Raw genomic sequence first — 23,074 nt, forward strand, 5'->3', positions numbered from 1 at the left:
CATTTGGGTTGGGCAGAGGCTTAGGACGTTTTCGCCTTCCGGGAAAGCGCAGGAGGTGGCATTGCGCCGCAATACCACCCAGATTGGCCCAGTGATTTCAGGCCCAGGCTAAACCGGTTCTGTTGCCCGATCGCGCGTCGTCCAGGCGCCATCGCGCCATTCGCGTACGGTCACCGTGATCTGATCGCCAATATCGATCAGGTTATAAGCATTGCCTTCCCCGCGCAGCCGCGTGGAGATGGCGGAAGCGGCCTGGGCGATGAGAATGGGGGCGCGGACGGACTTGCTGAGGCCCATAGGTTCGCCTTCGCGCGCTTTCTCGTTGGATTCGTGTTTGCGCACATACGACAGGTGGAAGTGCCCGGAGAGCACCAGGCGCACGCCAAGCCCGGCAAAGGTTTCGAGAGCGTCGTCGGCCCGCTTCACCCGCTTGGTTTTCTGCAACATCGGTTCGGTCGGGAACAGCAGGGGATGGTGAGCCACGATCACCCGCACCGCATTGGGGGAGGCCTGGGCGAAACGTTCGGCCAGGTCATCGAGCTGACCACGGGAGATGGAGCCATGGCCCCAGTTCCATTCCAGCCGCGCCCGGCGCGATGTGCGCATGCCGACCAGGGCCACCCCGCCCATTTCGAGGAAAGGCTCCAGATCGGGGGAGATATAGCGCTTATAAAGGCCGTAAGGGTTGAGGAAGCGCCGCAAAATGTTGATGGCCGGCACGTCGTGATTGCCGGGCACCGCGAAAACGGGGGCCGACAAAGTGTCGAGAAATTCGCGAGCCTGCTCGAATTCCTCCTTGGTCCCGATCTGGGTAAAGTCGCCGCTGGCCACGATCAGGTCCGGTCGCTGCGCGTTGATGTCGTTCGAAAATCCGGCCGCCAGTTCGGGATCGTGGTGGCCGAAATGCAGGTCGGAAATATGCAGAATCTTCATGCGGCCTCCACGGCTTCGAGTGTTTCAGCCGGCACCACGACCGACAATGCCTTTGGCTTGATGGAGAAACGCAAAGGCGTTTGCAGCGTCTCGACCTCGCCGTCAAACATGACCTTGACCAGGTCCCGGCGTGTGTCGATGGTCACCGACTTGACGCTCTCCATGCTCAGCGCTTCGTCGTCGTGCCATCGTCCCAGCAGCATGCCGGTGACCAGCCGGAAAAAATCGCGGGCGTTCAGATGGCGCAGCACATAAAGGGTGAGTGTACCCCGGTCGAGGCTCTGGCGGGAAAAGAACCGCCCCATGCCCTCGTCATAGGCATTGCATGCAACGGCCATGGCCTGCACCCGGTCGATCCGCATTTCACCATTGTCCGGCTCGATGGCGACGGCCATGCGGCGCTGGCGAGCCAGGCGCCGAAAGAAGTAGCGCATGAAGCCGATCTTGGTCGCGAAGGTTTCTCGACCCCTTATATGTTCCCTGCCTGCGGCGAGACCCGGTAATAGACCGATCACCACCTTCTGCATGAAAATGCGGCCATTGACCTCGGCCACATCGATTTTCTGCACCGTGCCAGAGGCCAGGGCCGCCACCGCGCCGCTGAGGTCGAGGGGGAGGTGCAGATCCTTGGCGACGGCGTTGAACGTGCCGAGCGGCAAGATGGCGAGGTCCTTTTCGCTGTCGACCAAAACCCCGGCAATTGCAGTAATGGTCCCATCCCCACCAGCCGCGACAACGACGTCGGCAGGTCCTTCAGCTGCTTCGTGAATGCGATCCATCAGGGGGCGGCTGTCATTGTCGTCGATAACGGCCTCGAGGCCGTGACTGGCAAACAGCTCTGCGAGCATGCCTGCGGTGACACCCATCGCCCTGGCGGTCCCGGAGTTGGGGTTCAGAATGACATGATAGAGTCTGTCGGACATTGCGGCGCCTTCCATCGTGTGCAGGGCAAACGTGTTCGGAGCCAAGGCGTTGCCTCGCGAGAAAGGGTTTTGCGCGAAGAGCTGCGCAAATGATGCACCCACAGATTCCATGGGTGATGCGCGAAAGGGGCTTGCCTGGAACCGTACCGTACGGTACGCCTCTGCTCAACGACGGGGTTGAGCCTGTCGTGGACTATTGGAGTTTACGCCGTGGCCCTGGCGATCAAGGTCAGCGAAGAGACATTCACCCCCCGGCAGCAGGCTGTGCTGACCGCGGCGCTGGATCTGCTCGTGGAAAATGGCGATGGGTTGACCATGACCGCGGTCGCGCGCCGCGCCTCCTGCTCCAAGGAAACACTCTACAAGTGGTTCGGCGACCGCGATGGCTTGCTGACGGCGACGGTGCAGTGGCAGGCAGCCAAGGTGCGCATGCCCTATGTTGATCGCAGCCACCTCAACACCAAGGCGCTGCGCGCCAGCCTTGAGCAATTCGCACGCGACTTGTTGACCACGCTGATCGGCGAAGTGTCGATCACGCTCAACCGCACCGCCATTACCCATGCCGCTCAGGAAAAGGACAGCCTGGGCAATATCGTGCTCGAAAACGGCCCCATGGCCGTTCGCCGCCGCCTCAAGCCGATCCTGGAAGCGGCGCGGGACGCACGCCTTTTGCGCTTTTCCTCCAGCGAGGAAGCTTATCGCACCTTTTTCGGCCTGGTCGTCCGTGACGTGCAGATCCGTCTGCTGCTCGGCGACAATGGCCTCACCCAATCCAATGTCGAATCCAACATCGAAGCCGATGTGAAGATCGCTACGGACCAGTTTTTGGCGCTTTACGGCGCCAAGGCAAACACATAACAAGCCGCTTTCCGAGGGAGACTCCCAATGCGCGTCTATTACGATCGTGATGCCGATCTCAACATCATCAAGTCCAAGAAAGTGGCCATCATCGGCTACGGTTCGCAGGGCCACGCCCATGTGCTGAACCTGCGCGACAGCGGCGTGACCAATGTCGCCGTTGGCCTGCGTCCGGGTTCGCCGTCGGCCAAGAAGGCCGAGGGTGAAGGCCTCAAGGTCATGAGCGTTGCCGAGGCTTCCGCCTGGGCCGATGTCATCATGCTGCTGACCCCCGATGAGCTGCAGGCCGATATCTACAAGAAGGACATCGAGCCCAATATCCGTGACGGCGCTGCCCTGGCTTTTGCCCATGGCCTCAACGTTCACTTCAACCTGATCGAACCCAAGTCCACCGTCGACGTGATCATGATCGCGCCGAAGGGCCCGGGCCACACCGTGCGCGGCGAGTATGCCCGTGGCGGCGGCGTGCCCTGCCTGATCGCCGTGCATCACGACGCATCGGGCAATGCCCATGACATCGCGCTGGCCTATGCTTCGGGCGTTGGCGGCGGCCGTTCGGGCATCATCGAAACCAATTTCCGCGAAGAATGCGAAACCGACCTGTTCGGCGAGCAGGTCGTGCTCTGCGGTGGCCTGGTCGAGCTGATCCGCGCCGGCTTCGAGACGCTTGTGGAAGCCGGCTACGCTCCGGAAATGGCCTATTTCGAGTGCCTGCACGAAGTGAAGCTGATCGTCGACCTGATCTATCAGGGCGGCATCGCCAACATGAACTACTCGATCTCGAACACGGCCGAGTGGGGCGAATATGTCACCGGTCCGCGCATCATCACCTCGGAAACCAAGGCCGAGATGAAGCGCGTTCTGCACGACATTCAGTCGGGTAAGTTCACCTCCGAATGGATGCAGGAAATCAAGTCCGGCGGCGGCGCCCGCTTCAAGGCGACCCGTCGCCTGGCCGACGAGCATCCGATCGAGGATGTCGGCAACAAGCTGCGCGACATGATGCCGTGGATCAAGGCCGGCGCCCTGGTCGACAAAGCCAAGAACTAAAAGCACAAGAGCGGGGGCGAAAGCCCCCGTTTTTCTTTGGCCAGGGCGACGCTGTCGCGTCCCGCTTCAAATCACGCCGCAAACGCATTACAGCTTCTCCCTCGGGGGAGTGAACCATGACATTGCCAGTGTTTCCGGTCGAAGGCGGCTGCCAATGCGGCGCAGCGCGATACCGTCTCAAGGCGTCGCCGCTCAGCGTCTACAATTGTCACTGCAAGGACTGCCAGCGCTTTTCCGGCGCGGCCTGGTCGATGTCGATGATCGTCCGCGATGAGGATTTCGAGCTGCTTTCGGGCGATATCGCGCGCTATGAGCGCCGCGCCGACAGCGGCAATGTCATCAGCATGAACTTTTGCGCTCATTGCCATGGCTGGATGTGGAACGACCCGCCGCTGCCCGGCATAAAGGTCGGCCGCGCCGGCACGCTCGACAACATGGATTGGGCGCGGCCGGTGGGCAATATCTGGACCGACAGCAAGGCCGCCTGGGTCGAAATCGATGCGGCCCTTGCCAATTTCCCCAAAGGCATTGTCGACCGCACGCCGCTGTTTGATGCCTGGACCCGTTCCCAGCAGGATTTCTGATGCAGAACCAAGACGATATCGCCCGCGTCAAGCGGCAGGAGCAGGCGCTGGTATTGCCCGCATTCGATGAAGATGTGGCCTTTGCGCTCGGCTCATCCATCCGCGCCCGAGCATTGGCGGAGGGGCTGTCGCTGGTTGTCGACATTCGCAGCTGGGACCGTCAGCTGTTCTTCTCGGCCACCGCCGGCACCAGCGCGGACAATGCCGAATGGGTGCGCCGCAAAATCAATTCGGTACGCCGTTTCCACCGTGCCTCCTATCGGCTGGTGCTGGAGCGTGGCGAAGTGCCGTTTTCGCCGCAATCGGGCGCCGATCCCGCCGACTATGTCATCGCCGGTGGCGGCTTTCCCATTCGTGTGCCGGGCGCTGGCATCATCGGCGCACTCACCATTTCCGGCCTGCCTGGCCGGCAGGACCATGCTGTGGTCGTCGACGCGCTCTGCGATCATCTCGGTTTTGATCGCGCCGAATACGCCTTGCCGGAGGTCAGCGCATGAAACTTCCTTACCTCATCCTCGACGTCTTCACCCGCACGCCGCTCCAAGGCAATGGCCTTGCCGTCGTTCCCAAGGCGGATGGTCTGCTGGACGGCGAAATGCAGGCGATTGCCCGCGAGTTCAACCTCAGCGAGACGGTGTTTCTGTGCAAGCCGCAGAACGAGCGCAACACCGCCTCGGTTCGCATTTTCACGCCTCACGAAGAGCTACCCTTTGCGGGTCATCCAACGGTGGGCGCCGCCGTCGTGCTGGGGCTGCAAGGGAAAGCGTCGGCACTGCGCATCGAGGAAAAGGTTGGGCTGGTGACAGCGCTGTTCGAGCGGGTCGATCGGCGCACCGGCGACGCTCGCTTTGCGCTGCCCCGCCTGCCCGAGCGGATAGCCGATCTGCCCGATCACGCCGGAATCGCCAAGGCCCTGGGTCTTTCCCGCGACGACATCGGTTGTGGCACGTTCCAGCCGTCCGTCTTCTCGGCGGGGCTCACCTTTCACTTGGTGCCGGTGCGCGATGCCGAGGCGCTGCGGCGCATCAAACTCGATCGGTCGGAATGGAACACGGTGTTCCATCATGACCATCACTCGGCCTATGTGTTCACGCTCACTCCCGATGAAGCCGGCGTCGATCTCGCCGCGCGCATGTTCGGCATGGGGCTGGGAGAGGACCCCGGAACGGGTTCTGCCGCGGCAGCGCTGATCGGGCTCCTGGCCGAACACGAGCAGGGCGATGGCCAGTTCGACCGCATGCTGCGCCAAGGCGTCGAGATGGGGCGGCCCTGCCAGATCAGCCTGCAATTCCGCAAGCAGAATGGGCAGATTAACCACGGTGCGATTGGTGGACAGGCTGTCGTTCTGGCCGAGGGCGTTCTGGATTTGGGGCAATAGGGGACAACATGGAATTCGCCAATATTTTGCTATGGTTGCACATCGTCGGCTTTGTCGCCGGGGGCGCGACAGCCGTAACCATGCCGCTGCTTGAACGGCAGCTGGCGCAGGCAGCGGTCGATCGCCGGGGCGAGCTGTTTGCTCTTGGCAACAAGATGATCCAACTCGGCAAGGTGGCCATGGGCCTATTGCTGATCAGTGGGCCGCTGATGTGGTGGCTGAAATGGGGATTGGTGGTTCCCAATCACTGGTTCTTCGCCAAGATGGGGCTGATAGTCGTGATGCTGGTCTGCATCGTCATGAGCGGATTGGCGTTCAAGAAAATGCAGGCTGGAGACATGAGTGTGGCGGGTCGTTCCGCAGTGCTGGGCCTGATCACCCTGGTTGCCGGGGCAGGGGTGTTGCTCACGGCGGTGCTGGCATTCAACTGATACCGACGCGCGCGGGCGAACGCATTTTGACGGTTTGGTCTTGCATCCGCGCACGGAGTGACGCATTCTCTAAACAATAGACAGCCTATTCGAGCGTAGTCCTATGCAGCGCCGTCGCGCCAAAGCCATTGCCATCGCACAACAGCAGGTCGTGATGACCAAGCTGGCGATTGCTGCTGGCCTCTTGCTGCTTCCCGCGCTCCTCCTCCTTCTTATCAGCCCCTGATCACCGGCAGCTCGATGTAACGAGCGGGTCGTCAGGGGATTGCGCCACAACCGAACAGTATCAATTGTCCGGTCCAGCGAGCCATTGCCTCGGGGCCGATAGGAAAGAGCCTGAAATGTCTGCATCTGCGTCCAATTCCAATAAAGAACGCGTCTTCATTTTCGACACCACCCTGCGCGATGGCGAGCAGTCGCCCGGCGCCACCATGACGCTGGAAGAAAAGCTGCAGGTTGCAGACGCGCTGGACGAAATGGGCGTCGATATTATCGAAGCCGGTTTCCCGATCGCTTCGGTGGGTGACTTCGAGGCGGTGGTCGCCGTCGCCAAGCATGTCAAGCGCGCTCGCGTTGCCGGTCTGGCCCGCGCCATCAGCGCCGATATCGACCGCGCCGGCGAAGCTGTCCGTCATGCCCAGCAGGGCCGCATCCACACCTTTGTCTCCACCTCGCCGATCCATCTGGCCCACCAGATGAAGAAGACCGAAGACGAAGTCATCGAGATCATCGCCCGCACGGTAGCTCAGGCGCGCAATTTGATCGACGATGTCGAATGGTCGGCCATGGACGCCACCCGAACCCCCATCGAGTTCCTGAAGCGCTGCGTCGAGACGGCGATCAAGGCCGGCGCCACTACCATCAACCTGCCCGATACAGTCGGCTATGCGGTGCCCGAAGAGCATTTCCGCATGTTCAAGACCATCATCGAAAGCGTGCCGGGCGCCGACAAGGCGATCTTCTCGGTGCACTGCCACGATGACCTGGGCATGGCTGTCGCCAATTCGCTGGCCGGTGTGGCTGGCGGTGCGCGGCAGATCGAATGCACGATCAATGGCTTGGGCGAACGCGCCGGCAATGCGGCGCTGGAAGAGGTGGTCATGGCGCTGCGCACGCGCGGTGATGCCATGCCCTTCTACACCGATGTCGAGACGACGCACCTGTCCCGCGCCAGCAAGATCGTCTCTGCTGCCTCGAATTTCCCGGTGCAGTACAACAAGGCGATCGTTGGCAAGAATGCCTTCGCGCATGAAAGCGGAATCCACCAGGACGGCATGCTGAAGAATGCCGAGACCTACGAAATCATGACCCCGGCCAGCGTCGGCATCAAGGAAACCACCCTGGTCATGGGCAAGCATTCCGGCCGCGCCGCCTTCAAGGACAAGCTGAAGGAACTGGGCTACGAGCTGGGCGACAATGCCTTCCAGGAAGCTTTCGTACGCTTCAAGGATCTGGCCGACCGCAAGAAGCATGTCTATGACGCCGATATCATTGCGCTGGTCGATGACGAGGTCGGCTCGGTTGGTGATCGCATCCGTCTGGTGGATATGGAAGTGGTCTCCAAGACCGGTGGCGTGCACAAGTGCAATCTGGTGGTAACAATCGATGGTGAGGAAACTGCGGTGTCCTATGAGGGCACCGGTTCGGTCGACGCCATTTTCAACGCCATCAAGGAGGCCTCCGGCCAGGACCCGCATCTGGTGCTCTATGCCGTGGATGGCGTCACCGGCGGCACCGACGCGCAGGCTTCGGCCCATGTGCGTCTCGAAATGAATGGTCGCATCGCGTCCGGCAATGCCGCCGAGCCCGATACGCTGGTGGCCTCCGCTCGCGCCTATCTCAATGCGCTCAACCGCGTGATGATCGAGCGTGGCGCAGCGGCCCAAGGCGCCCTGGCCGGCTAAGCGCACAAAAGTGCCCCGTGCCCCGACCCGCGCGGCCGGGGGCGGGGAGGCATGGATGACCTACGAGCTAATTGCCGTTACCGATCCCAGCGACTGGGCTGATTTTCATCACATCCGCCGCGTTGAGCTGTTCGAAGCCAAAGGGCGGTTCGGCGTCTACGATGACAAGCACCCGGACGATACGGCCGCCTTCGCCCATCCCTTTCTGCTCAAGCAGGATGGGCGGGCGCTCGGCACGACGCGTCTGGATGTGTTCGGAGATGGGCGGGCCGCCATCAGACTGGTGGCCATAACTGCTGCCGAGCAGCGCAAAGGCCATGGCCGGGTACTAGAGGCCATGGTGTCATCCGAAGCCGAACGCCTGGGCGTCCACGCGCTCCTCGTCAACGCCGCCGACGAGGCGGTGGGCTTTTATGAGAAAACCGGCTGGACCCGCTTCGACTGGGACCCGGCCGAGCTGGTCGGGATAGCCGCGACTTGCGTGCAAATGCGGAAGCTGCTCTAGAAATCCGGGTCGAGGCGCCGGAGACTGGTTCATGCTGAGCAAGGCTGAGTTTCGCGGTGTGCTGCTGGCAATAGCCGGTTTCGTGTCGTTGCTGTTGCTCATCATCTCCTGGTCGCCTGTCCTTCCCGGCGAATTGCTGCTGCAAAGCCTGCGCTTTCATATTCTCGCCGCCGGTATCGTCGTGCTGGTGGCGCTGGTCGCCTTTGGCGCGCGCTGGCATGGTCTTCTCTATGGCCTGGTGCTGGTGGTGGGAGCCGCCCATGCCGGCTACGTCGTCTGGCAGCTCTATGCCTGGCGCACGCCGATGGCCGGGCAGCCGGTGGCGCAGTTCCAGCTTATGAGTTCCAACACCCTCACCGGCAATCGCAGCGCCGAGCAATTGGTGCAGGCGGTGCTGGCCGATCCGCCTGATATCGTGGTGTTCGAGGAAACCCCGGGGATCGAGCAATATCTCGATCGGCTCGGCACAGCGTTCCCCCATCGCTTCGGCTGCGACCGCTCGGCGAGTTGCGATATTTCGCTGTTCTCGCGCCTGCCCATTGTCGATGGCGGCGTGCTGCTCCTGCCGCCGTTCAATCGTGAACGGCTGGTCTGGGCGCGGGTCGAGGTTGATGGCCAGCCGGTGACCATTGTCGGCGCTCACCTGTCAAAGCCCTATTTCGATGAGGCTTCCTGGGAGGAGCTCTTCAATATTGGCCGCTTCATCATGGGCCTCGAGGGGCCGGTGGTGCTTGCAGGTGATTTCAATGCGGCGGCGTGGTCGGAGCCGCTGGCCATGCTGGTCGATCGCCTGCAGCTATCGCCCGGCCCGTCCATGCCCGCCACATGGCCGGTGCGCGCCGGCATGCTCGGCGTTCCCATCGACAACATGTTCACGCGGGGTCAGGCACGTATCCTCGACATCGCATCCGGGGCCGATAGTCACGGCTCCAACCATCGGCCGCTGATTGCAACGATCGGGCTCTACACAGCGCCCTGAGCGTCCTGAAGGGCCTGCGGCAGTGCCTCGGCCAGCATCTGCATTTCCGCTTCCGGCCCGACGCTGATGCGGATGCAGCGGTCATGTGGCGCCACCATGGGCTTGCGCACGAACACGCCCCTATTGGCCAGCGCCTTGAGCACGGCCATGGCGAAGGCGCCATTACGCCCGCAGTCCACGGCAACGAAATTGGTGGCAGAGGGCAGGGGAGTCAGGCCCGAGGCGATGGCGATTTCGCCGATTCTGTCTCGCGCAGCCGCTACCTTCAGTTGCACCTGGCGCAGATAATCGTCGTCGGCCAAGGCGGCGAGTGCCGCGACCTGGGCCTGACGATTGACACCAAAATGATTGCGCACGCGGTCGAAGGCGCGAATGATCCGCCTGTCGCCGAAGGCATAGCCGCAGCGTATCCCGGCGAGCCCATAGGCCTTCGAAAAGGTGCGCAGTCGCAGCACATTGGCCTTCTGGGTGTTGATTTCAGGCAGGCCATCCGCCGGCGCCAGTTCGCCATAGGCCTCGTCCAGCAGAATCAGGCAGTCCTCGGGCACCGCGGCGATGAAGGCCTCGATCTCAGCCACAGGCCAGTACGAGCCCATCGGGTTATCGGGGTTGGCGACATAGACCATTTTCGCGCCGACCCGGCCTGCCGCCTCTGCCAGCGCCATGAGATCCTCATGTTCACCGCGATAGGGCACCAGCTCCAATACCCCGCCATGGCCGACAATGTGATAGTTGAGCGTGGGATAGGCGCCGAGCGAAGTGACGACCTTGTCCCCCGGCGCAATGAACATGCGCACAATGAGGCCCATCAGCCCGTCGATGCCCTCGCCGATGGTCACCTCGTCGCTGCTGATGCCGAGCCGGTCTGCCAATGCGGTCCGCAGCACGTGATTCTCCGGGTCGGGATAGCGCCAGATCTGCGGGGCGGCATCGGCCATGGCAGCGAGCACGCGCGGGCTGGGACCAAATCCGGATTCGTTGGCACCGATTCTGGCCCGGACCGGTATGCCTGTCTGGCGCTCTATGGCCTCTGGACCGACGAAGGGCACGGTTTCGGGCAGGGCGTCGACGATGTCGGTAAAGCGCGGAAGGGGCACGGGCGGGCAGTCCTGTTGTCGATTCCTGATCATCTTAACGTCTCGGACGCCGATGGATATGCCGAGAGAGGGGCGACAGAGAAAGTTCTCAACAGCCACAACTGTGTCCAAGGCAGCGCAAAGGGCCGGGCAACGGGTGTTTTTGGCTGCCGCATTTCGGTCGCGGGATTTAGGTCGAATGCAATCTTTCTCAGCAGGAATTCGGGAACTATGCGGGTTCAGGTTGGCCCTGCGTCACCCGACGCTTGATTCCCCAGAGCGACTTTCCGAGGAGATGTCGATGCTTCCCACTTATGTGCTTGCCCGAGATCACCTGCAGCGGGCGGCAACAATCCTGCAGGGCGAAGACCAGCGGTCACAGCAATTGCGCCACATCATCGAGCGCACCATCAGCCTTATGGAAGAACTCCGTCCGACCCCGGCGCGGCCGGTCGATACCAATGTGCTCGATCTCGAGACATTTCGTCAGCTTCGCCGCTGATTTCATGGGCCTGGCTGACCCAAGCCAGGCCATGCCATTCTGGCGCCTGCGAAATCGGCGCTGAAAGAATATGTCGGCAAAGTGAGATTGGGTACTTTACAGCCCAGAATCCCTTTGTTAGATAGGCGCCACTTTGGTGACGGACTTCACAGAAGCCGGGTGCATAGCTCAGATGGTAGAGCAGCTGACTCTTAATCAGCGGGTCCAAGGTTCGAGCCCTTGTGCACCCACCAAAGCCTTCCAATTGCATAGATAATACGCAGCCTCCCGACGCAGAGCGGGGTGGTTGCCGGTGCGCAGAAGCGCATATCAAAAATTTTCCGGACGTGTTGGAACCATAGTCGCAACGCGCCGTTGTGTATGTATCGAGACGCAGTTGAAAAACAGCGAAACGATAAAAGAGCCCCGAAGGCGAAAGCCTCCGGGGCTTTTTCGTGGCGCGTATCGCGCTCGAAGATTGCGGAAGTTTCACGCGGCGGAAAAACACCCGTCATGTTCGATGGCCTATCGCTGTTGGCATCGAAAGCCCGCGACAAGGACAGCTTGATGCCGCACGACCATCTACACCATGCTCATGACCTCGGATTTGCCCATGACATCAGGACGATGCTGGGGCGCCGCCGGTTTCTTGCCCTCGTTGCGGGCGTCGGGGCCGTCGCCGTTGCCGGTGGTCCGGCCGCTGCCCTCGAATGCGTGGTTTTGCCGTGGGAAACGGCCGGTCCTTATCCAGCGGATGGCAGCAATGCCAAAGCGGGGCAGGTGGTAAACGCCCTGACGCAAGAGGGCGTGATCCGAGAAGACCTTCGGCCTTCCTTTGGTGCGCTCACCAAGACCGCCGATGGGGTGCGGCTGGACCTTGAGCTGACACTGGTCAATGCCGATGGCTGCACGCCCTTGTCGGGCCACGCCATCTATATCTGGCACTGCGATGCCACCGGCAATTATTCGCTCTATGATATTACCGATGCCAACTTCCTGCGCGGCGTGGGTATTGCCGACGCCGAGGGACGGGTGCGCTTCACTACCATTTTCCCCGGTTGCTATGACGGACGCTGGCCTCATATCCATTTCGAAGTCTTCGAGAGCGTCGAAAAGGCGATCAGCGGAGAGGCGTCCTTATTGACCGCCCAGATCGCGATGCCGGAAAGCGATTGCGCCAATGTTTATGCCGCCGATGAGCGCTATGCCAATGGCACGACCAATCTGGGCCGCATTACCCTGGCCTCGGACAATGTCTTCGGCGACAATTCCGCCGATGAGATCCTGCAGCAGACTGCCGAACTGGCCGGCGCCCCCAATAGTGGCTATCTCGGCAAAGTCACCATTCCGATCGACCTCAATGCGGACCGCAGCAGCGTGCAGCCAATGGGTGGCCCGGGCATGCCTCCGGAAGGATTCGTCCCCAACGGCGCCCCGCCGCCGCGCCCGGGGAGCTGAGGTTTGATCAGGGCGCCGCGCCTCCCGGGCAGCCAATCTGTCGCCACCCTGTCGCCGAAGGCGGGGAGGGCGCAGATTCCGGCTCATTTTGCTCACTTTTGGGGCGCGACCCCTTGTCGCCGTGGCATTTGAGGCGTAGCTGCTCTCCCGCCTCGTAGCTGCATTTTCCAGGACCCACCATGTTCGGCATCGATCCGAGTTTCTTCAGTTCGCTGTTGCAGGTCATTCTGATCGATCTGGTGCTGGCGGGGGACAATGCCGTGGTGATCGGTCTCGCCGCGGCGGGCCTGGCGCCCGATCTGCGCCGCAAGGCCATTCTCATCGGCATCCTCGCGGCCACGGTGCTGCGCATCTGTTTTGCGCTGATCACCACCCAGCTGCTTTCGCTCGGCGGTGGCCTGCTCATCGCCGGCGGCGTCTTGCTGCTTTGGGTCTGCTGGAAGATGTATCGCGAGCTGACCATCCCCGCCGAGGATGAGCACGAGGCCACCGAAGCTCTCGCCAATGCCGATCTCAATGCCGATGGCTCGGTGGCCGGCAAGGCCCCGCGCAAGACGCTGCGTCAGGCCGTTATCCAGATCATCATCGCCGACGTCTCGATGTCGCTGGACAATGTGCTGGCTGTTGCCGGCGCCGCGCAGCACCATTTCGAAGCGCTGATCTTCGGCCTGGCGCTGTCCGTGGTAATGATGGGCGTTGCCGCTACCTTCATCGCCCGCCTCTTGCATCGCTTCCGCTGGATCGCCTGGATCGGCCTCCTGATCATCCTGTTCGTGGCCGTTCGTATGACGCTCGAAGGGCTGGGCGGCTTCATCACCATTCCCGAAATTCCGTTCCTGTACACCCCGCACGCGGCTGTCGCGGCTGCCCATTAGCCTTTGGTAACCAAGGCCGCAGGTTTGTGGCATTTGCGGCCGGGCAATAGGGATTTGCTCATCTTGGCGGTCTAGCGTTCCGAGCATTCGCTATGCTGGAAACTAGACCCCATGTCGGCAATCGCTGGATTGGTTCACCAACCCACTCTCGCCCCGCCGGGACAGGCGGCCGCAGCTCTGCCGCTGCTGATGCGACGCGTCGATGGTCCGCAATGGGATCTGGTCGTTGCCGGTTTCGACGCCGTTTGCCAGGAGCAGCTCTACGCCTTCGCGGCGCGGCGTTGGCCGGGTACGGCGCCCGAGCCCATACTCTTTGAACATCTGGGACGGCTCGTCGGGGGCGTCCTCATCCTCATCCAGCCCTTGCCGCTGGGTCTGGGCAAGATCGCCGTGGCCAAATGGGCGCCGATGCTCGCGGATACGCGCGTGCCCAACGCGGCGGCCATCCATGCCGGCATGATTGAGGCGCTGATTGCTGAATATGGCGACCGGCGCGGCATGATGCTGTCCATCCTGCCGCGCGCCTCTACGGCGGCGGTCAACGACGAATATGTGGCCCTGCGCAAGCGCGGCTTCCATCGCGGCGCCACGCTGCTGTTTCCCAACCGCTATCTGGTGTCTTTGCGTCAGTCCGACGACGACCAGCGCAAGAGCCTTTTGCAGGCCTGGCGGCGGCAGCTGAACAAGGCGGAGAAATCCGGCCTCAGCTTCGAACACGCGCAGCCGCAAGCCATTGAGGATTTCAAGCACCTCTACGCCGCCATGACCGAGCGCAAGCAGTTCCCGGATCATTCGGCCTATGAGACGCTCGATGGGTTGATGGCGCTGGAAGAGCCGCTGCGGCCCGAATTGTTTTTCGTACGCCATGCGGGCAAGCTGGTGGCCGGTGCGCTGGTTTTCAAGGCTGGCGACCGCGCCGTCTATCTCTACGGCGCCACCACCGACGATGCCCTGCCGCTGCGTGCCGGCTATTTCCTGCATTGGCACATCATCCGCTGGCTGCGCGACAATACGCGCGCCGATTGGTACGATCTTGGTGGCACCGACGGCTTCCAGGGGCTGCATCAGTTCAAGAAGGGCATGGTGGGCACGGCCGGAGTGATCCGCCCGGTGCCACCGGTGGCCAATTATGCCTCGCGTCCGCTGCCCTATCTGCTCGGCGCTGCCGCATTTGCAGCGCGCGATTTCGTGCATCATCTGCGTCGCAGGCTTGATGCCTTCAATCCCAACAAGGCGCGGCCCGACCAACCGCCCCACGTGACCGAAGACTATCTCAAATGAGTCTGGCGCGGCGGCTTGCTTCCCAATCCTCGGTGATTTTCGGAGCCCGCCTGTTCGGGGCTGGCCTGATCTTCCTCGTCCAGGCATTCATTGCCCGGGTTTGGGGCGCCGATATCCTGGGCGAATACCTCATCGTCGTGGCCTCGGTGAACCTGATCGCGGTGGCAATGCCGCTGGGCTTTCACACGGTCGGCACCTATTTCGCCGCCGAATACCGCGCGCGGGGTGACCGGCGGCAACTGATCGCCTTTCTCGTGCGCAGCTATGGGCATGTCGTGGGCATGCTGCTGCTGGTCTTGTTCGCGGGGCTGCCGCTGCTGGGCGCGCTGGGGCAGGGGCAGAGCGTGGTGGCCCAGCATTTCGTGCCGGTCATGCTTTTGGCCTTTGGTACTGCCATGGTCTATGTCAACGGCGCCGTGCTGGTGGGGCTGAAGCGCCCGTTCGCCGGCTTCTTCGCCGATACACTGTTCCGCCCCATGATCGTTCTGGCGTCCTTTGCGCTGGCCATGGGCATGATCGATCCTTTTGCCGGGTTTGGGCAGTTCCTCTGGCTCATCGGCATCGGCTATGCGCTGATCTCGCTGGTGCAATTCGTCTTCGTCATCACCGGCATCCAGCGTGTGGAGAATACGGCTCCCATGCGCGCCATCGACGCCAGCCGCTGGTGGCGGTTCGCGGCGCCCTGGGTGCTGATTTCGTTGGCATCGGACTTCTTCTTCGACATCGACCTGTTGCTGCTCGCCCATAGCCTGTCTCGGGAAGAGCTGGCGATCTTTGGCGTCTGCACCCGCATCTTCTCGCTTGTCTCTTTTGGCGTGGGGGCGGTCTATGCCGTTACCCTGCCGGACATGTTCGAGAGCGAGGCCAAATCTGACCGGGCGGCGTTCCATCGTAAGATCGGCGAAGCCAATGCGGTGGCCAGCGTCATCTCGCTGGTACTGTTCACCATCGTGCTCATCGGCGCACCCTTTGCCCTGATGATGTTCGGCCCGAGCTTTGCCGCGGGCGCCATGCCTTTGGCCATCCTGTGCCTCGCCCTGGTGGTTCGGGCTGTGACGGGGCCGGCCTCGATGGTCTTGTCGATCTATGACCGTCCCTGGGCCAGCCTGCCGGCCGTGGCGCTGGGTATCGCCACCGTGGTGGTGGGCAACTGGCTGCTGGTGCCGGTCATGGGCCTTATGGGGGCGTCACTGGCGGCGCTGATTGCCATCACGGTGTGGTCGCTCGGCCTGTGGCTCACCGCCCAGCAGATGGCCGGGGTCGATGTGTCCATCCTGCAATGGTTCCGCACCCGCCACGCGGCGCGGCTGCCGGCCAGCGGGATCTAGAGCGTTTCACGTTCTGGGCGATGCGGCTTCATCGCCCCCTCCCCCTTGAGGGGAGGGCCGGGGAGGGGGTCGTTTAGCGATCCACTGATGGACCCCCTCCCTCAATCCCTCCCCTCAAGGGGGAGGGAGGCGAAAGAGCCAAGAGTCCACCTCAAGTTGAAATGATTTAGCGGATCATTGCCAGCTGCAGCTTGCGCCTGAGCTTGTTGGCCAGCCCGCCGCTGGTGCCATGGTCGTAGCCGGTGCTGACCTTGTTGAGTTTGCGCTCGTAGAGCAGGTAGTCCTCGCCGAAAATGTGCTGTTCGAGCGTCGCGACATGGGCATAGCCCAGGCGCGTCATGATGGCGGCGGCGGCCTCGTTGCCCGTTTTGGTATAGGTGGCGATCTTGTGGAAGCGCCCGTTGTCCCAGTGGTTGATGAAGGCGCGCATACCCGAAATCCCCAGCGTCGACCGCCGGTGCTCTGGGAACAGATAGCTCCAGTACAGCCAGAGCGTGCCCAGTTCCGGGCCGCTGATCATGAATCCGGCCATGGCCTCGTCGCGCAGGATCACCAGCGCATGGAACGGATCGGCATCGATGAGGCCGGCCAGGTAGTCCTTTGTCAGCCGAGCCGACTCATAGGCCTTGAACACATCGGAATAGAAGGGCGAGGTGTTGATCGCCTCGTGCAGCCGCGTGTGCAACTGCGGGATGTCCCGATAGGTGGCGGCACGATAGATGCGTGCCTTGCCAGTCGGGGCTGGGGAAATCTCTGCAGTTTCGGTCATCGAGGCCTCCGATTAACCCAAGTGTAGCCTCTGCGGGTTAATGGCCCCTGTCCAAGTGTCTGGCGCAAATACTCATTAAGTCGCACGCTACGGGACTTGCCGCCTATCGAGGCGGTCATTAGAACGGTTCTCGGGAGAGACAAGGGAGGAAGACGATGAGCGACCAGCTCGTGTTCCAGCCAAGTGCGGCTGCCGTCGCACGCACCCACACGACAGCCGAAGACTATGCGGCACAGTATCAGCGTTCGATCTCCGATCCGGATGGGTTCTGGGCGGAGCAGGCGAAGCGTCTGGATTGGGTGACGTTCCCCACCAAGATCAAGAACACCACGTTCGAGTACCCGAACGTCTCGATCAAGTGGTTTGAAGACGGCGTGCTCAACGTGGCCGCCAATTGCATCGATCGGCATCTGCTCGAGCATGGCGACGATATCGCCATCATCTGGGAGCCGGATAATCCGAATGACAAGGCCGAGTACATCTCGTACCGGACCCTGCACGAGAAAGTCTGCCGCTGCGCCAATGTGCTGAAGTCGCTGGGCGTCAAGAAGGGCGACCGCGTCACCATCTACCTGCCGATGATCCCGCAGGCGGCCTATGCCATGCTGGCCTGCGCCCGCATCGGCGCGGTTCACTCGGTGGTTTTCGGCGGCTTCTCCCCCGACTCGCTTGCCGGTCGCATCAATGACTGCGACAGCGCCGTGGTGATCACCGCGGATGAAGGCCGTCGTGGTGGCAAGACCGTGCCGCTCAAGGCCAATGTCGATAAGGCGCTGGAAGACTGCCCCGGTGTCTCCAAGGTGCTCGTTGTCCACAATACCGGCGCCGATGTGCCGATGAAGGGCAGCCGCGACGTCTGGTGGCATGAGGCTGCCGCCGGTGTGGAGCCGTTCAACGACCCCGAGCCGATGAATGCGGAAGATCCGTTGTTCATCCTCTACACCTCCGGCTCAACCGGCAAGCCCAAGGGCGTGCTGCACACGACGGGGGGCTATCTCACTTATACCTCGCTGACGCACGAACTCAGCTTCGACTACAAGCGTGGCGAGGTGTTCTGGTGCACGGCGGACGTAGGCTGGATCACCGGTCACAGCTACATCGTCTACGGGCCGCTGGCCAATGGCGCGACCACGGTGATGTTCGAGGGCATTCCCTCCTGGCCCGACGCCAGCCGCTTTTGGCAAGTGGTCGAGCGCCACAAGGTCAATATCTTCCACACCGCGCCGACCGCCATTCGCTCGCTGATGGGCGCCGGCCCCGAATTCGTGGAAAAGCACGACATGCCATCGCTTCGTCTGCTGGGCACAGTGGGCGAGCCGATCAACCCCGAAGCCTGGCTCTGGTACTATAACAAGGTCGGCAAGGGCCGCTGCGAAGTGGTCGACGCCTGGTGGCAAACCGAAACCGGCGGCCACATGATCGCGCCGTTCCCCGGCGCCATTCCGACCAAGCCCGGTTCGGCCACCAAGCCGTTCTTCGGCATCAAGCCGGCGGTGTTGTCGCCGGAAGGCAAGCTGCAGGAGCAGACCAAGGCCGAGGGCGTGCTGGTCATCGAGGATAGCTGGCCCAGCCAGGCGCGCACCATTTGGGGCGATCATGGCCGGTTCGTCTCGACCTATTTCGAGACCTATAAGGGCAATTACTTTACCGGTGACGGCTGCCGTCGCGACGAGGACGGTTACTACTGGATCACCGGCCGGGTCGACGACGTGCTGAACGTATCCGGCCACCGCCTTGGCACCGCCGAAGTGGAGAGCGCCCTGGTGGCGCATCCCAAGGTCTCCGAGGCCGCGGTTGTCGGCTTCCCGCACGACATCAAGGGGCAGGGCATCTATTGCTATGTCACGCTGATGGCCGGGGAAAGCTATGACGACGCCTTGCGCGGGGAATTGCGCAACTGGGTGCGCAAGGAAATCGGTCCCATCGCCTCGCCGGATTTCATCCAGTGGGCACCGGGCCTGCCCAAGACCCGTTCGGGCAAGATCATGCGCCGCATTCTGCGCAAGGTGGCCGAGAACGATTTTGGCGCCCTGGGTGACACCTCGACCCTGGCCGATCCGGCCGTAGTCGACGATCTGATCGCCAATCGGCAGAATCGTCCCGCCTGATGGTGCGGAACACATAAAAAAAAACGGGCGGTGGCTGAAAAGCTGCCGCCCGTTCAGTTTGATGGCGGACCGTTCGGAAGGTTGAAATCCGCGACGACCGGCATCTGACCATCATTATGGCTGCCGTAGTGCAGCCCGCATCCCCCATATGGGGGGAATCATTGTCTCGCCTTGATTTGCCGGTCATGGTGCGGGCCACGATTTCTTGCGGAACTTTTGCCTTGCTGCGCATCCTTGCCCTGACTGGCTTTCTGGCCCTTTCCTCTCCCGCCATGGCCGCCACGCTCGAAGAGATGGCCGGCCAGATGATCGTCGTCGGCTTCGAGGGCAGCAGTGCTACCGATCCAAGCGTCGAGGCCATGGCCAAGGAAATCGCCGAGGGCAGGCTGGGCGGCGTCATGTATCTGAAAAAGAACGTCAAAAGTCTTGGCGCCGTGCGGGCCATGAACGAAGCGTTCCGCGCCGCATCGCCTGAGCTCCCGCCCTTCATCACCCTCGATCAGGAAGGTGGCGCGGTCGAACGGCTGACCAAGGATGTCGGCTTCCGCGAAATCCCCAATGCCGCAACTATCGCCAGAAACAATCGACCTGATGAGGCCGAGGCGATCTATGCCCAGATGGCGTCCGGCATCGCCGACCTTGGCTTCACCGTCAATTTCGGGCCGGTCGCCGATCTCAACACCAATCCCAACAATCTTGTGATCGCCAAATATGGCCGGGCTTTTTCCGACGATCCGGAAACCGTGATCGCCTATGACGAGGCCTTCATCACAGCCCACCATGCCGCTGGACTGATCACCGCGCTCAAGCATTTCCCCGGTCATGGTTCGTCCACCGCCGACAGCCATGAAGGCTTTGTCGATATCACCAAGACCTGGCAGGCCGACGAACTCGAGCCCTATCGCGTGCTGATCTCGGAGAAGCTGGCCGACATGGTGATGGTCGGCCACCTCTATCACGCGGACTATGCCAATGGTGACGGTGAAACCCCGTCCTCATTGTCGTCGCGCTGGATCGATGGCGTGCTGCGCACCGATCTGGGCTTCGATGGCGTCGTGATCAGCGACGATCTGGAAATGGGCGCCATTCGCGAGCATTTTACGCTCGAGGAAACCGTGACCAAGGCGGTGCGCGCTGGCATGGACATTCTGCTTTTCTCCAATACCGCCAAGTATCGCCCCGGCCTTTCGGGTGAAATCCTCGCCATCCTCCTGGCTGAAGCAGAGGCAGACCCGGCCTTTGCCGCCCGCATTGAAGAGAGCTACAACCGCATCGTGGCGCTGAAACAGCGGATCGAGTAAGCCGCTTTGTCGCGCAGGCATCGCCATTTTCCCCGGCCTTTCGCTGGCCCGAGTGTTTTCTCTGCCATCGCGGGGCGTTAAGGTGCCGTCCGGTCAGCAGAGGGCGAATGCAGAATGGCGGAAGATCGTGAGGTCCGGCGGGTTCGGGCGCTCTTCATTTCCGACGTGCATCTGGGGATGAAGCCCATCCGCGTTGGGCAACTCATCGAGTTCCTGCGCGCCCACGATGCCGACACCATCTATCTGGTCGGCGATATTCTCGACGGCTGGCGGCTGGCCAAGGCCTGGCACTGGCCGGTCGAGTACAATGTCCTGGTGCAGTTGCTGCTCGACAAGGCCAATGCCGGGACGCGCATCGTCTATCTGCCGGGCAATCACGACGAGTTCCTGCGCGAATATCTCGGCACCTATTTCGGCGAGATCGAGATCATCGATCGCACCATTCACACCTCGGCCACGGGCCGTACGTATCTGGTGATTCACGGCGATCAGTTCGACGTAGTAGTGATGAATGCCAAGTGGCTCGCCCATGTCGGTGACTGGGCCTACAACGCCGCTTTGCGCGTCAATATCGCCATCAACTGGGTGCGTCGCCGCCTTGGCCTGCAATATTGGTCGCTCAGCGCCTGGGCCAAGCAGAAGGTCAAGAACGCCGTTTCCGTCATCGGCCGCTTCGAGGAAGCTCTGGTGCACGAGGCCAAGGAATCGGGCGTCGATGGGGTGATCTGCGGCCACATCCATTTCGCCGATATCCACGACCGGCTGGGCATTGAATATATCAATACCGGCGACTGGGTGGAGAGCTGCACCGCCATAGTCGAGACCCCGGAAGGGGCCTTCGAGCTGATCAAGTGGACCGAAATGGTCGTCGGCGAACCCCGGCGATTCCGGCTGCGTAAGGGCGTCGAGCAGTAAGGCCGAATTGTGCGGACATTTGTCTTGCCTTTGCCCCACTTCCGAGTCACCTAGCGTGCCGGGCGCGTTTCGTGTGCCCGGAGTTCTTTTCCATGCCATCGGCCCTTTCGCGCTTGGATAGCCCCGAGCTGCGCGCATCCATTTATCAGTTCACCGTCTATATTCCGGGCGGCGTGGCCTCGGTCTTTCTGGGCATATGGCTGAGCGAGCACGGCATTCCCGCCGACCAGATCGGCATCATCAATGCGCTGCCGACCTTCTGTCTCCTGCTGCTCAACATCCTTGTGGGGCGCATTGCGGATAAGGCCGACGACTGGCGCACGGCGCTGATCTATATTTCCCTCGCCTCGGCTTTGGCGCCGCTGCCGCTTTATTTCGTCTCCGAATTCTGGGGCATCCTGCTCATCTGGGCGCTTTGCGCCACCACCAATGGCCTCGTCGCCCCGGTCATCGACGCCGCCACAGTGCGGATGACGCGCCGGAATGGCAGCGACTTCGGCACCATCCGCGCCTGGGCCACGGTGGGCTATGTGTTCGCCGCGGGCGGATTGGGCCTCTTGCTCAACATGCTGGGCTCGGCTGCCTTCGTCACTCTTTACGTTGCGACAGTGTTTGTGCGCGCCGGCCTCGCCTATCTCTTGCCGCGTTTCCGGGCCCCGGCGCCCAAGGTGACACTGGCGAGCGTGGCGCCGGAAAAGGCGATACCCGCCAGCCGCTTGCGCGATTCACTGCAACTGTGGTTCGTGCTGCCGCTGCTCGCCTTCGCACTGGTCAATTCCAGCAATGCCATTATCGGCAGCTTTGGCGCGCTGCTTTGGCACGAAAACGGTATTTCGAGCTATTATCTGGGGCCGCTGCTCGGCATTGCCGCGGTGGGCGAGGCTATCCTCATGTTCGCTTGGCGGCGCTTCGGGGGGCGGGTGACGGCGCGTAACATGATCCTGGCAGCGGCTATCGCCGGGCTGGTGCGCTTCACCATCATGGCCTTCAATCCGCCGGTGGAAGTGCTGTTCTTCACCCAGCTGCTGCACGCCTTCAGCTTCGGCATGGGCTATTTCGGGGTGGTGCATTTCATCGCCAACTGGACCAATGAGGCCAATGCCGCCGAGGCCCAGGGCTTTGCCAATATGCTCAATATGGGCGCCGCCATGGCCGCCTTGATCGGCTTCGGCTTCCTGGTCGAGCTCTTCGGCTCGCATGCCTTCTTCTATTCCACCGTCACCTCTCTCCTCGCCATCGGCTGCGTGCTGCTATCGTTGAAGCTGAGGCCGCCAAAGGCACTGGTGGGGTAGGCGGGCGCATCACGCAGCTCCCTTTTGTGATTGCTGCTGCCCGCCCAAATAGTGAAAGGCCGTCCCGCGGATCTGCCGGGACGGTATTCACTTAACGGCCCATGATCACAGGCCGCAGGGAATCGGGCTGGAAGAACTGCATGTTCACCGAGCCGTCGGGCTGACGCACAAAGGCGCGGATCAGACCCGACCAGCTTTCGACCGCGTCGGCCTCAATGCCCTTTTCGTGCAGCGCACTGATCACGCGATCCCGGTCGAACTGGGATTTGAATTCGGCGGCCTGCGCCGTCGCAGCCAGACCCGACAGGCCCACCAACGCGGCCATCCCAACAATGATAATCCGTTTCATCATTTTTCGCTCCTTAGAGTTGGCGCGCATCGTCGGGTTGGTCTGTCCTGGGGCAAGACTCTGGTTCCCGGTGATGCGCAGTGTCCTCTTGAGCGTCGACGGTGGAGGTTGCGCGGAGGTTTTGTTGAGGTTTGGTCCAGCTAGATCATTTCAAACTGAAGAGGACTCTGGGCGCTTTCGCCTCCCTCCCCGTTGAGGGGAGGGATTGAGGGAGGGGGTCCATCAGTGGATCGCTAAACGCCCCCCACCCCGGCCCTCCCTCAAGGGCAGGGCTATCGCATATGGGGAGTTGGCAC

24 protein-coding genes and 1 tRNA gene are annotated in these 23,074 nt (G+C 62.0%); 20 read left to right on the forward strand and 5 right to left on the reverse strand.

Translation table 11 applies throughout. The features are described 5' to 3' along the window. Positions 1-108: 108 nt before the first annotated feature. Together DEVEQU_RS14690 and DEVEQU_RS14695 are read right to left on the reverse strand one after the other, a co-directional pair. Positions 109-933, reverse strand: a complete 825-nt coding sequence (locus DEVEQU_RS14690) for a metallophosphoesterase family protein (RefSeq protein ID WP_126151354.1) — start codon at positions 931-933, stop codon at positions 109-111. Then, positions 930-1,856, reverse strand: coding sequence for a diacylglycerol/lipid kinase family protein (locus DEVEQU_RS14695; RefSeq protein ID WP_223214240.1), 927 nt, complete (start codon positions 1,854-1,856; stop codon positions 930-932). The genes DEVEQU_RS14690 and DEVEQU_RS14695 overlap by 4 nt, the downstream gene beginning before the upstream one ends. Before the next feature lie 210 nt (positions 1,857-2,066). Here DEVEQU_RS14695 and DEVEQU_RS14700 point away from each other — a divergent pair, with 210 nt between their 5' ends. The 10 genes from DEVEQU_RS14700 to DEVEQU_RS14740 all read left to right on the forward strand — a co-directional run bounded on the left by DEVEQU_RS14700 (position 2,067) and on the right by DEVEQU_RS14740 (position 9,545). Beyond that, complete coding sequence (locus DEVEQU_RS14700; RefSeq protein WP_126151355.1) at positions 2,067-2,714, forward strand: TetR/AcrR family transcriptional regulator; 648 nt, start codon at positions 2,067-2,069, stop codon at positions 2,712-2,714. 27 nt (positions 2,715-2,741) lie between these two features. Then, on the forward strand, positions 2,742-3,764 hold the full coding sequence (ilvC, locus tag DEVEQU_RS14705; RefSeq protein ID WP_126151356.1) for a ketol-acid reductoisomerase: 1,023 nt from the start codon (positions 2,742-2,744) through the stop codon (positions 3,762-3,764). 116 nt (positions 3,765-3,880) lie between these two features. After that, positions 3,881-4,348: a GFA family protein gene (locus DEVEQU_RS14710; RefSeq protein WP_126151357.1), complete on the forward strand. Its 468-nt coding sequence runs from the start codon at positions 3,881-3,883 to the stop codon at positions 4,346-4,348. Then, positions 4,348-4,845 carry a heme-degrading domain-containing protein gene (locus DEVEQU_RS14715; protein ID WP_126151358.1) on the forward strand — a complete coding sequence of 166 codons (498 nt, stop codon included), beginning with the start codon at positions 4,348-4,350 and terminating at the stop codon, positions 4,843-4,845. Before DEVEQU_RS14710 ends, DEVEQU_RS14715 begins: the two co-directional genes overlap by 1 nt. Next, complete coding sequence (locus tag DEVEQU_RS14720) at positions 4,842-5,726, forward strand: PhzF family phenazine biosynthesis protein (RefSeq protein ID WP_126151359.1); 885 nt, start codon at positions 4,842-4,844, stop codon at positions 5,724-5,726. Before DEVEQU_RS14715 ends, DEVEQU_RS14720 begins: the two co-directional genes overlap by 4 nt. Before the next feature lie 8 nt (positions 5,727-5,734). Beyond that, a complete protein-coding gene (locus DEVEQU_RS14725; RefSeq protein WP_126151360.1) occupies positions 5,735-6,157 on the forward strand; it encodes a hypothetical protein in 423 nt (140 codons plus the stop codon). Positions 6,158-6,260: 103 nt separating this feature from the next. Beyond that, positions 6,261-6,383, forward strand: a complete 123-nt coding sequence (locus tag DEVEQU_RS20245) for a hypothetical protein (protein ID WP_268907409.1) — start codon at positions 6,261-6,263, stop codon at positions 6,381-6,383. 115 nt (positions 6,384-6,498) lie between these two features. Continuing rightward, positions 6,499-8,061, forward strand: a complete 1,563-nt coding sequence (locus DEVEQU_RS14730; protein ID WP_126151361.1) for a 2-isopropylmalate synthase — start codon at positions 6,499-6,501, stop codon at positions 8,059-8,061. A gap of 55 nt (positions 8,062-8,116) precedes the next feature. After that, positions 8,117-8,566 (forward strand): GNAT family N-acetyltransferase, encoded by a 450-nt coding sequence (locus tag DEVEQU_RS14735; protein WP_126151362.1) that lies wholly within the window; start codon positions 8,117-8,119, stop codon positions 8,564-8,566. A gap of 31 nt (positions 8,567-8,597) precedes the next feature. After that, positions 8,598-9,545: an endonuclease/exonuclease/phosphatase family protein gene (locus DEVEQU_RS14740; RefSeq protein WP_126151363.1), complete on the forward strand. Its 948-nt coding sequence runs from the start codon at positions 8,598-8,600 to the stop codon at positions 9,543-9,545. Here DEVEQU_RS14740 and DEVEQU_RS14745 read toward each other — a convergent pair. Next, positions 9,530-10,642, reverse strand: a complete 1,113-nt coding sequence (locus tag DEVEQU_RS14745) for a pyridoxal phosphate-dependent aminotransferase (protein WP_126151364.1) — start codon at positions 10,640-10,642, stop codon at positions 9,530-9,532. The two genes, DEVEQU_RS14740 and DEVEQU_RS14745, sit on opposite strands and share 16 nt — an antisense overlap. 280 nt (positions 10,643-10,922) lie before the next feature. On the opposite strand from DEVEQU_RS14745, the gene DEVEQU_RS14750 reads away from it, so the two are divergent. From DEVEQU_RS14750 to DEVEQU_RS14775, 6 genes are all read left to right on the forward strand, one after another. Continuing rightward, the gene (locus DEVEQU_RS14750) at positions 10,923-11,123 is read left to right on the forward strand and encodes a hypothetical protein (RefSeq protein WP_126151365.1); all 201 of its coding nucleotides are present in this window, start codon (positions 10,923-10,925) and stop codon (positions 11,121-11,123) included. Between the two features lie 157 nt (positions 11,124-11,280). Then, positions 11,281-11,356: transfer RNA gene (locus DEVEQU_RS14755), tRNA-Lys, on the forward strand. 259 nt (positions 11,357-11,615) lie between these two features. Then, positions 11,616-12,560 (forward strand): dioxygenase family protein, encoded by a 945-nt coding sequence (locus DEVEQU_RS14760; protein WP_206437860.1) that lies wholly within the window; start codon positions 11,616-11,618, stop codon positions 12,558-12,560. A gap of 179 nt (positions 12,561-12,739) precedes the next feature. Next, positions 12,740-13,435, forward strand: a complete 696-nt coding sequence (locus tag DEVEQU_RS14765; protein ID WP_126151366.1) for a YjbE family putative metal transport protein — start codon at positions 12,740-12,742, stop codon at positions 13,433-13,435. A 111-nt stretch (positions 13,436-13,546) separates the two neighbouring features. Then, positions 13,547-14,716, forward strand: a complete 1,170-nt coding sequence (locus DEVEQU_RS14770; protein ID WP_126151367.1) for a lipid II:glycine glycyltransferase FemX — start codon at positions 13,547-13,549, stop codon at positions 14,714-14,716. Continuing rightward, on the forward strand, positions 14,713-16,044 hold the full coding sequence (locus DEVEQU_RS14775; RefSeq protein WP_126151368.1) for a lipopolysaccharide biosynthesis protein: 1,332 nt from the start codon (positions 14,713-14,715) through the stop codon (positions 16,042-16,044). Before DEVEQU_RS14770 ends, DEVEQU_RS14775 begins: the two co-directional genes overlap by 4 nt. Before the next feature lie 166 nt (positions 16,045-16,210). Here DEVEQU_RS14775 and DEVEQU_RS14780 read toward each other — a convergent pair whose 3' ends face one another. After that, entirely contained in the window at positions 16,211-16,813 is a 603-nt protein-coding gene (locus DEVEQU_RS14780) for a GNAT family N-acetyltransferase (protein ID WP_126151369.1), read from the reverse strand. A 155-nt stretch (positions 16,814-16,968) separates the two neighbouring features. Here DEVEQU_RS14780 and acs point away from each other — a divergent pair, with 155 nt between their 5' ends. From acs to DEVEQU_RS14800, 4 genes are all read left to right on the forward strand, one after another. Beyond that, positions 16,969-18,921: an acetate--CoA ligase gene (gene acs / locus DEVEQU_RS14785; RefSeq protein ID WP_126151370.1), complete on the forward strand. Its 1,953-nt coding sequence runs from the start codon at positions 16,969-16,971 to the stop codon at positions 18,919-18,921. A gap of 161 nt (positions 18,922-19,082) precedes the next feature. Continuing rightward, positions 19,083-20,222 carry a glycoside hydrolase family 3 protein gene (locus DEVEQU_RS14790; protein ID WP_164550425.1) on the forward strand — a complete coding sequence of 380 codons (1,140 nt, stop codon included), beginning with the start codon at positions 19,083-19,085 and terminating at the stop codon, positions 20,220-20,222. Between the two features lie 114 nt (positions 20,223-20,336). Continuing rightward, positions 20,337-21,137, forward strand: a complete 801-nt coding sequence (locus DEVEQU_RS14795) for a UDP-2,3-diacylglucosamine diphosphatase (RefSeq protein ID WP_126151372.1) — start codon at positions 20,337-20,339, stop codon at positions 21,135-21,137. 92 nt (positions 21,138-21,229) lie between these two features. Then, positions 21,230-22,429, forward strand: a complete 1,200-nt coding sequence (locus DEVEQU_RS14800) for an MFS transporter (RefSeq protein ID WP_126151373.1) — start codon at positions 21,230-21,232, stop codon at positions 22,427-22,429. A gap of 91 nt (positions 22,430-22,520) precedes the next feature. Here the strand turns inward: DEVEQU_RS14800 and DEVEQU_RS14805 are convergent, their stop codons facing one another. After that, positions 22,521-22,781, reverse strand: coding sequence for a hypothetical protein (locus DEVEQU_RS14805; RefSeq protein WP_126151374.1), 261 nt, complete (start codon positions 22,779-22,781; stop codon positions 22,521-22,523). Positions 22,782-23,074 lie beyond the last annotated feature (293 nt).

The organism is Devosia equisanguinis, assembly GCF_900631955.1.
GTDB lineage: Bacteria > Pseudomonadota > Alphaproteobacteria > Rhizobiales > Devosiaceae > Devosia > Devosia equisanguinis.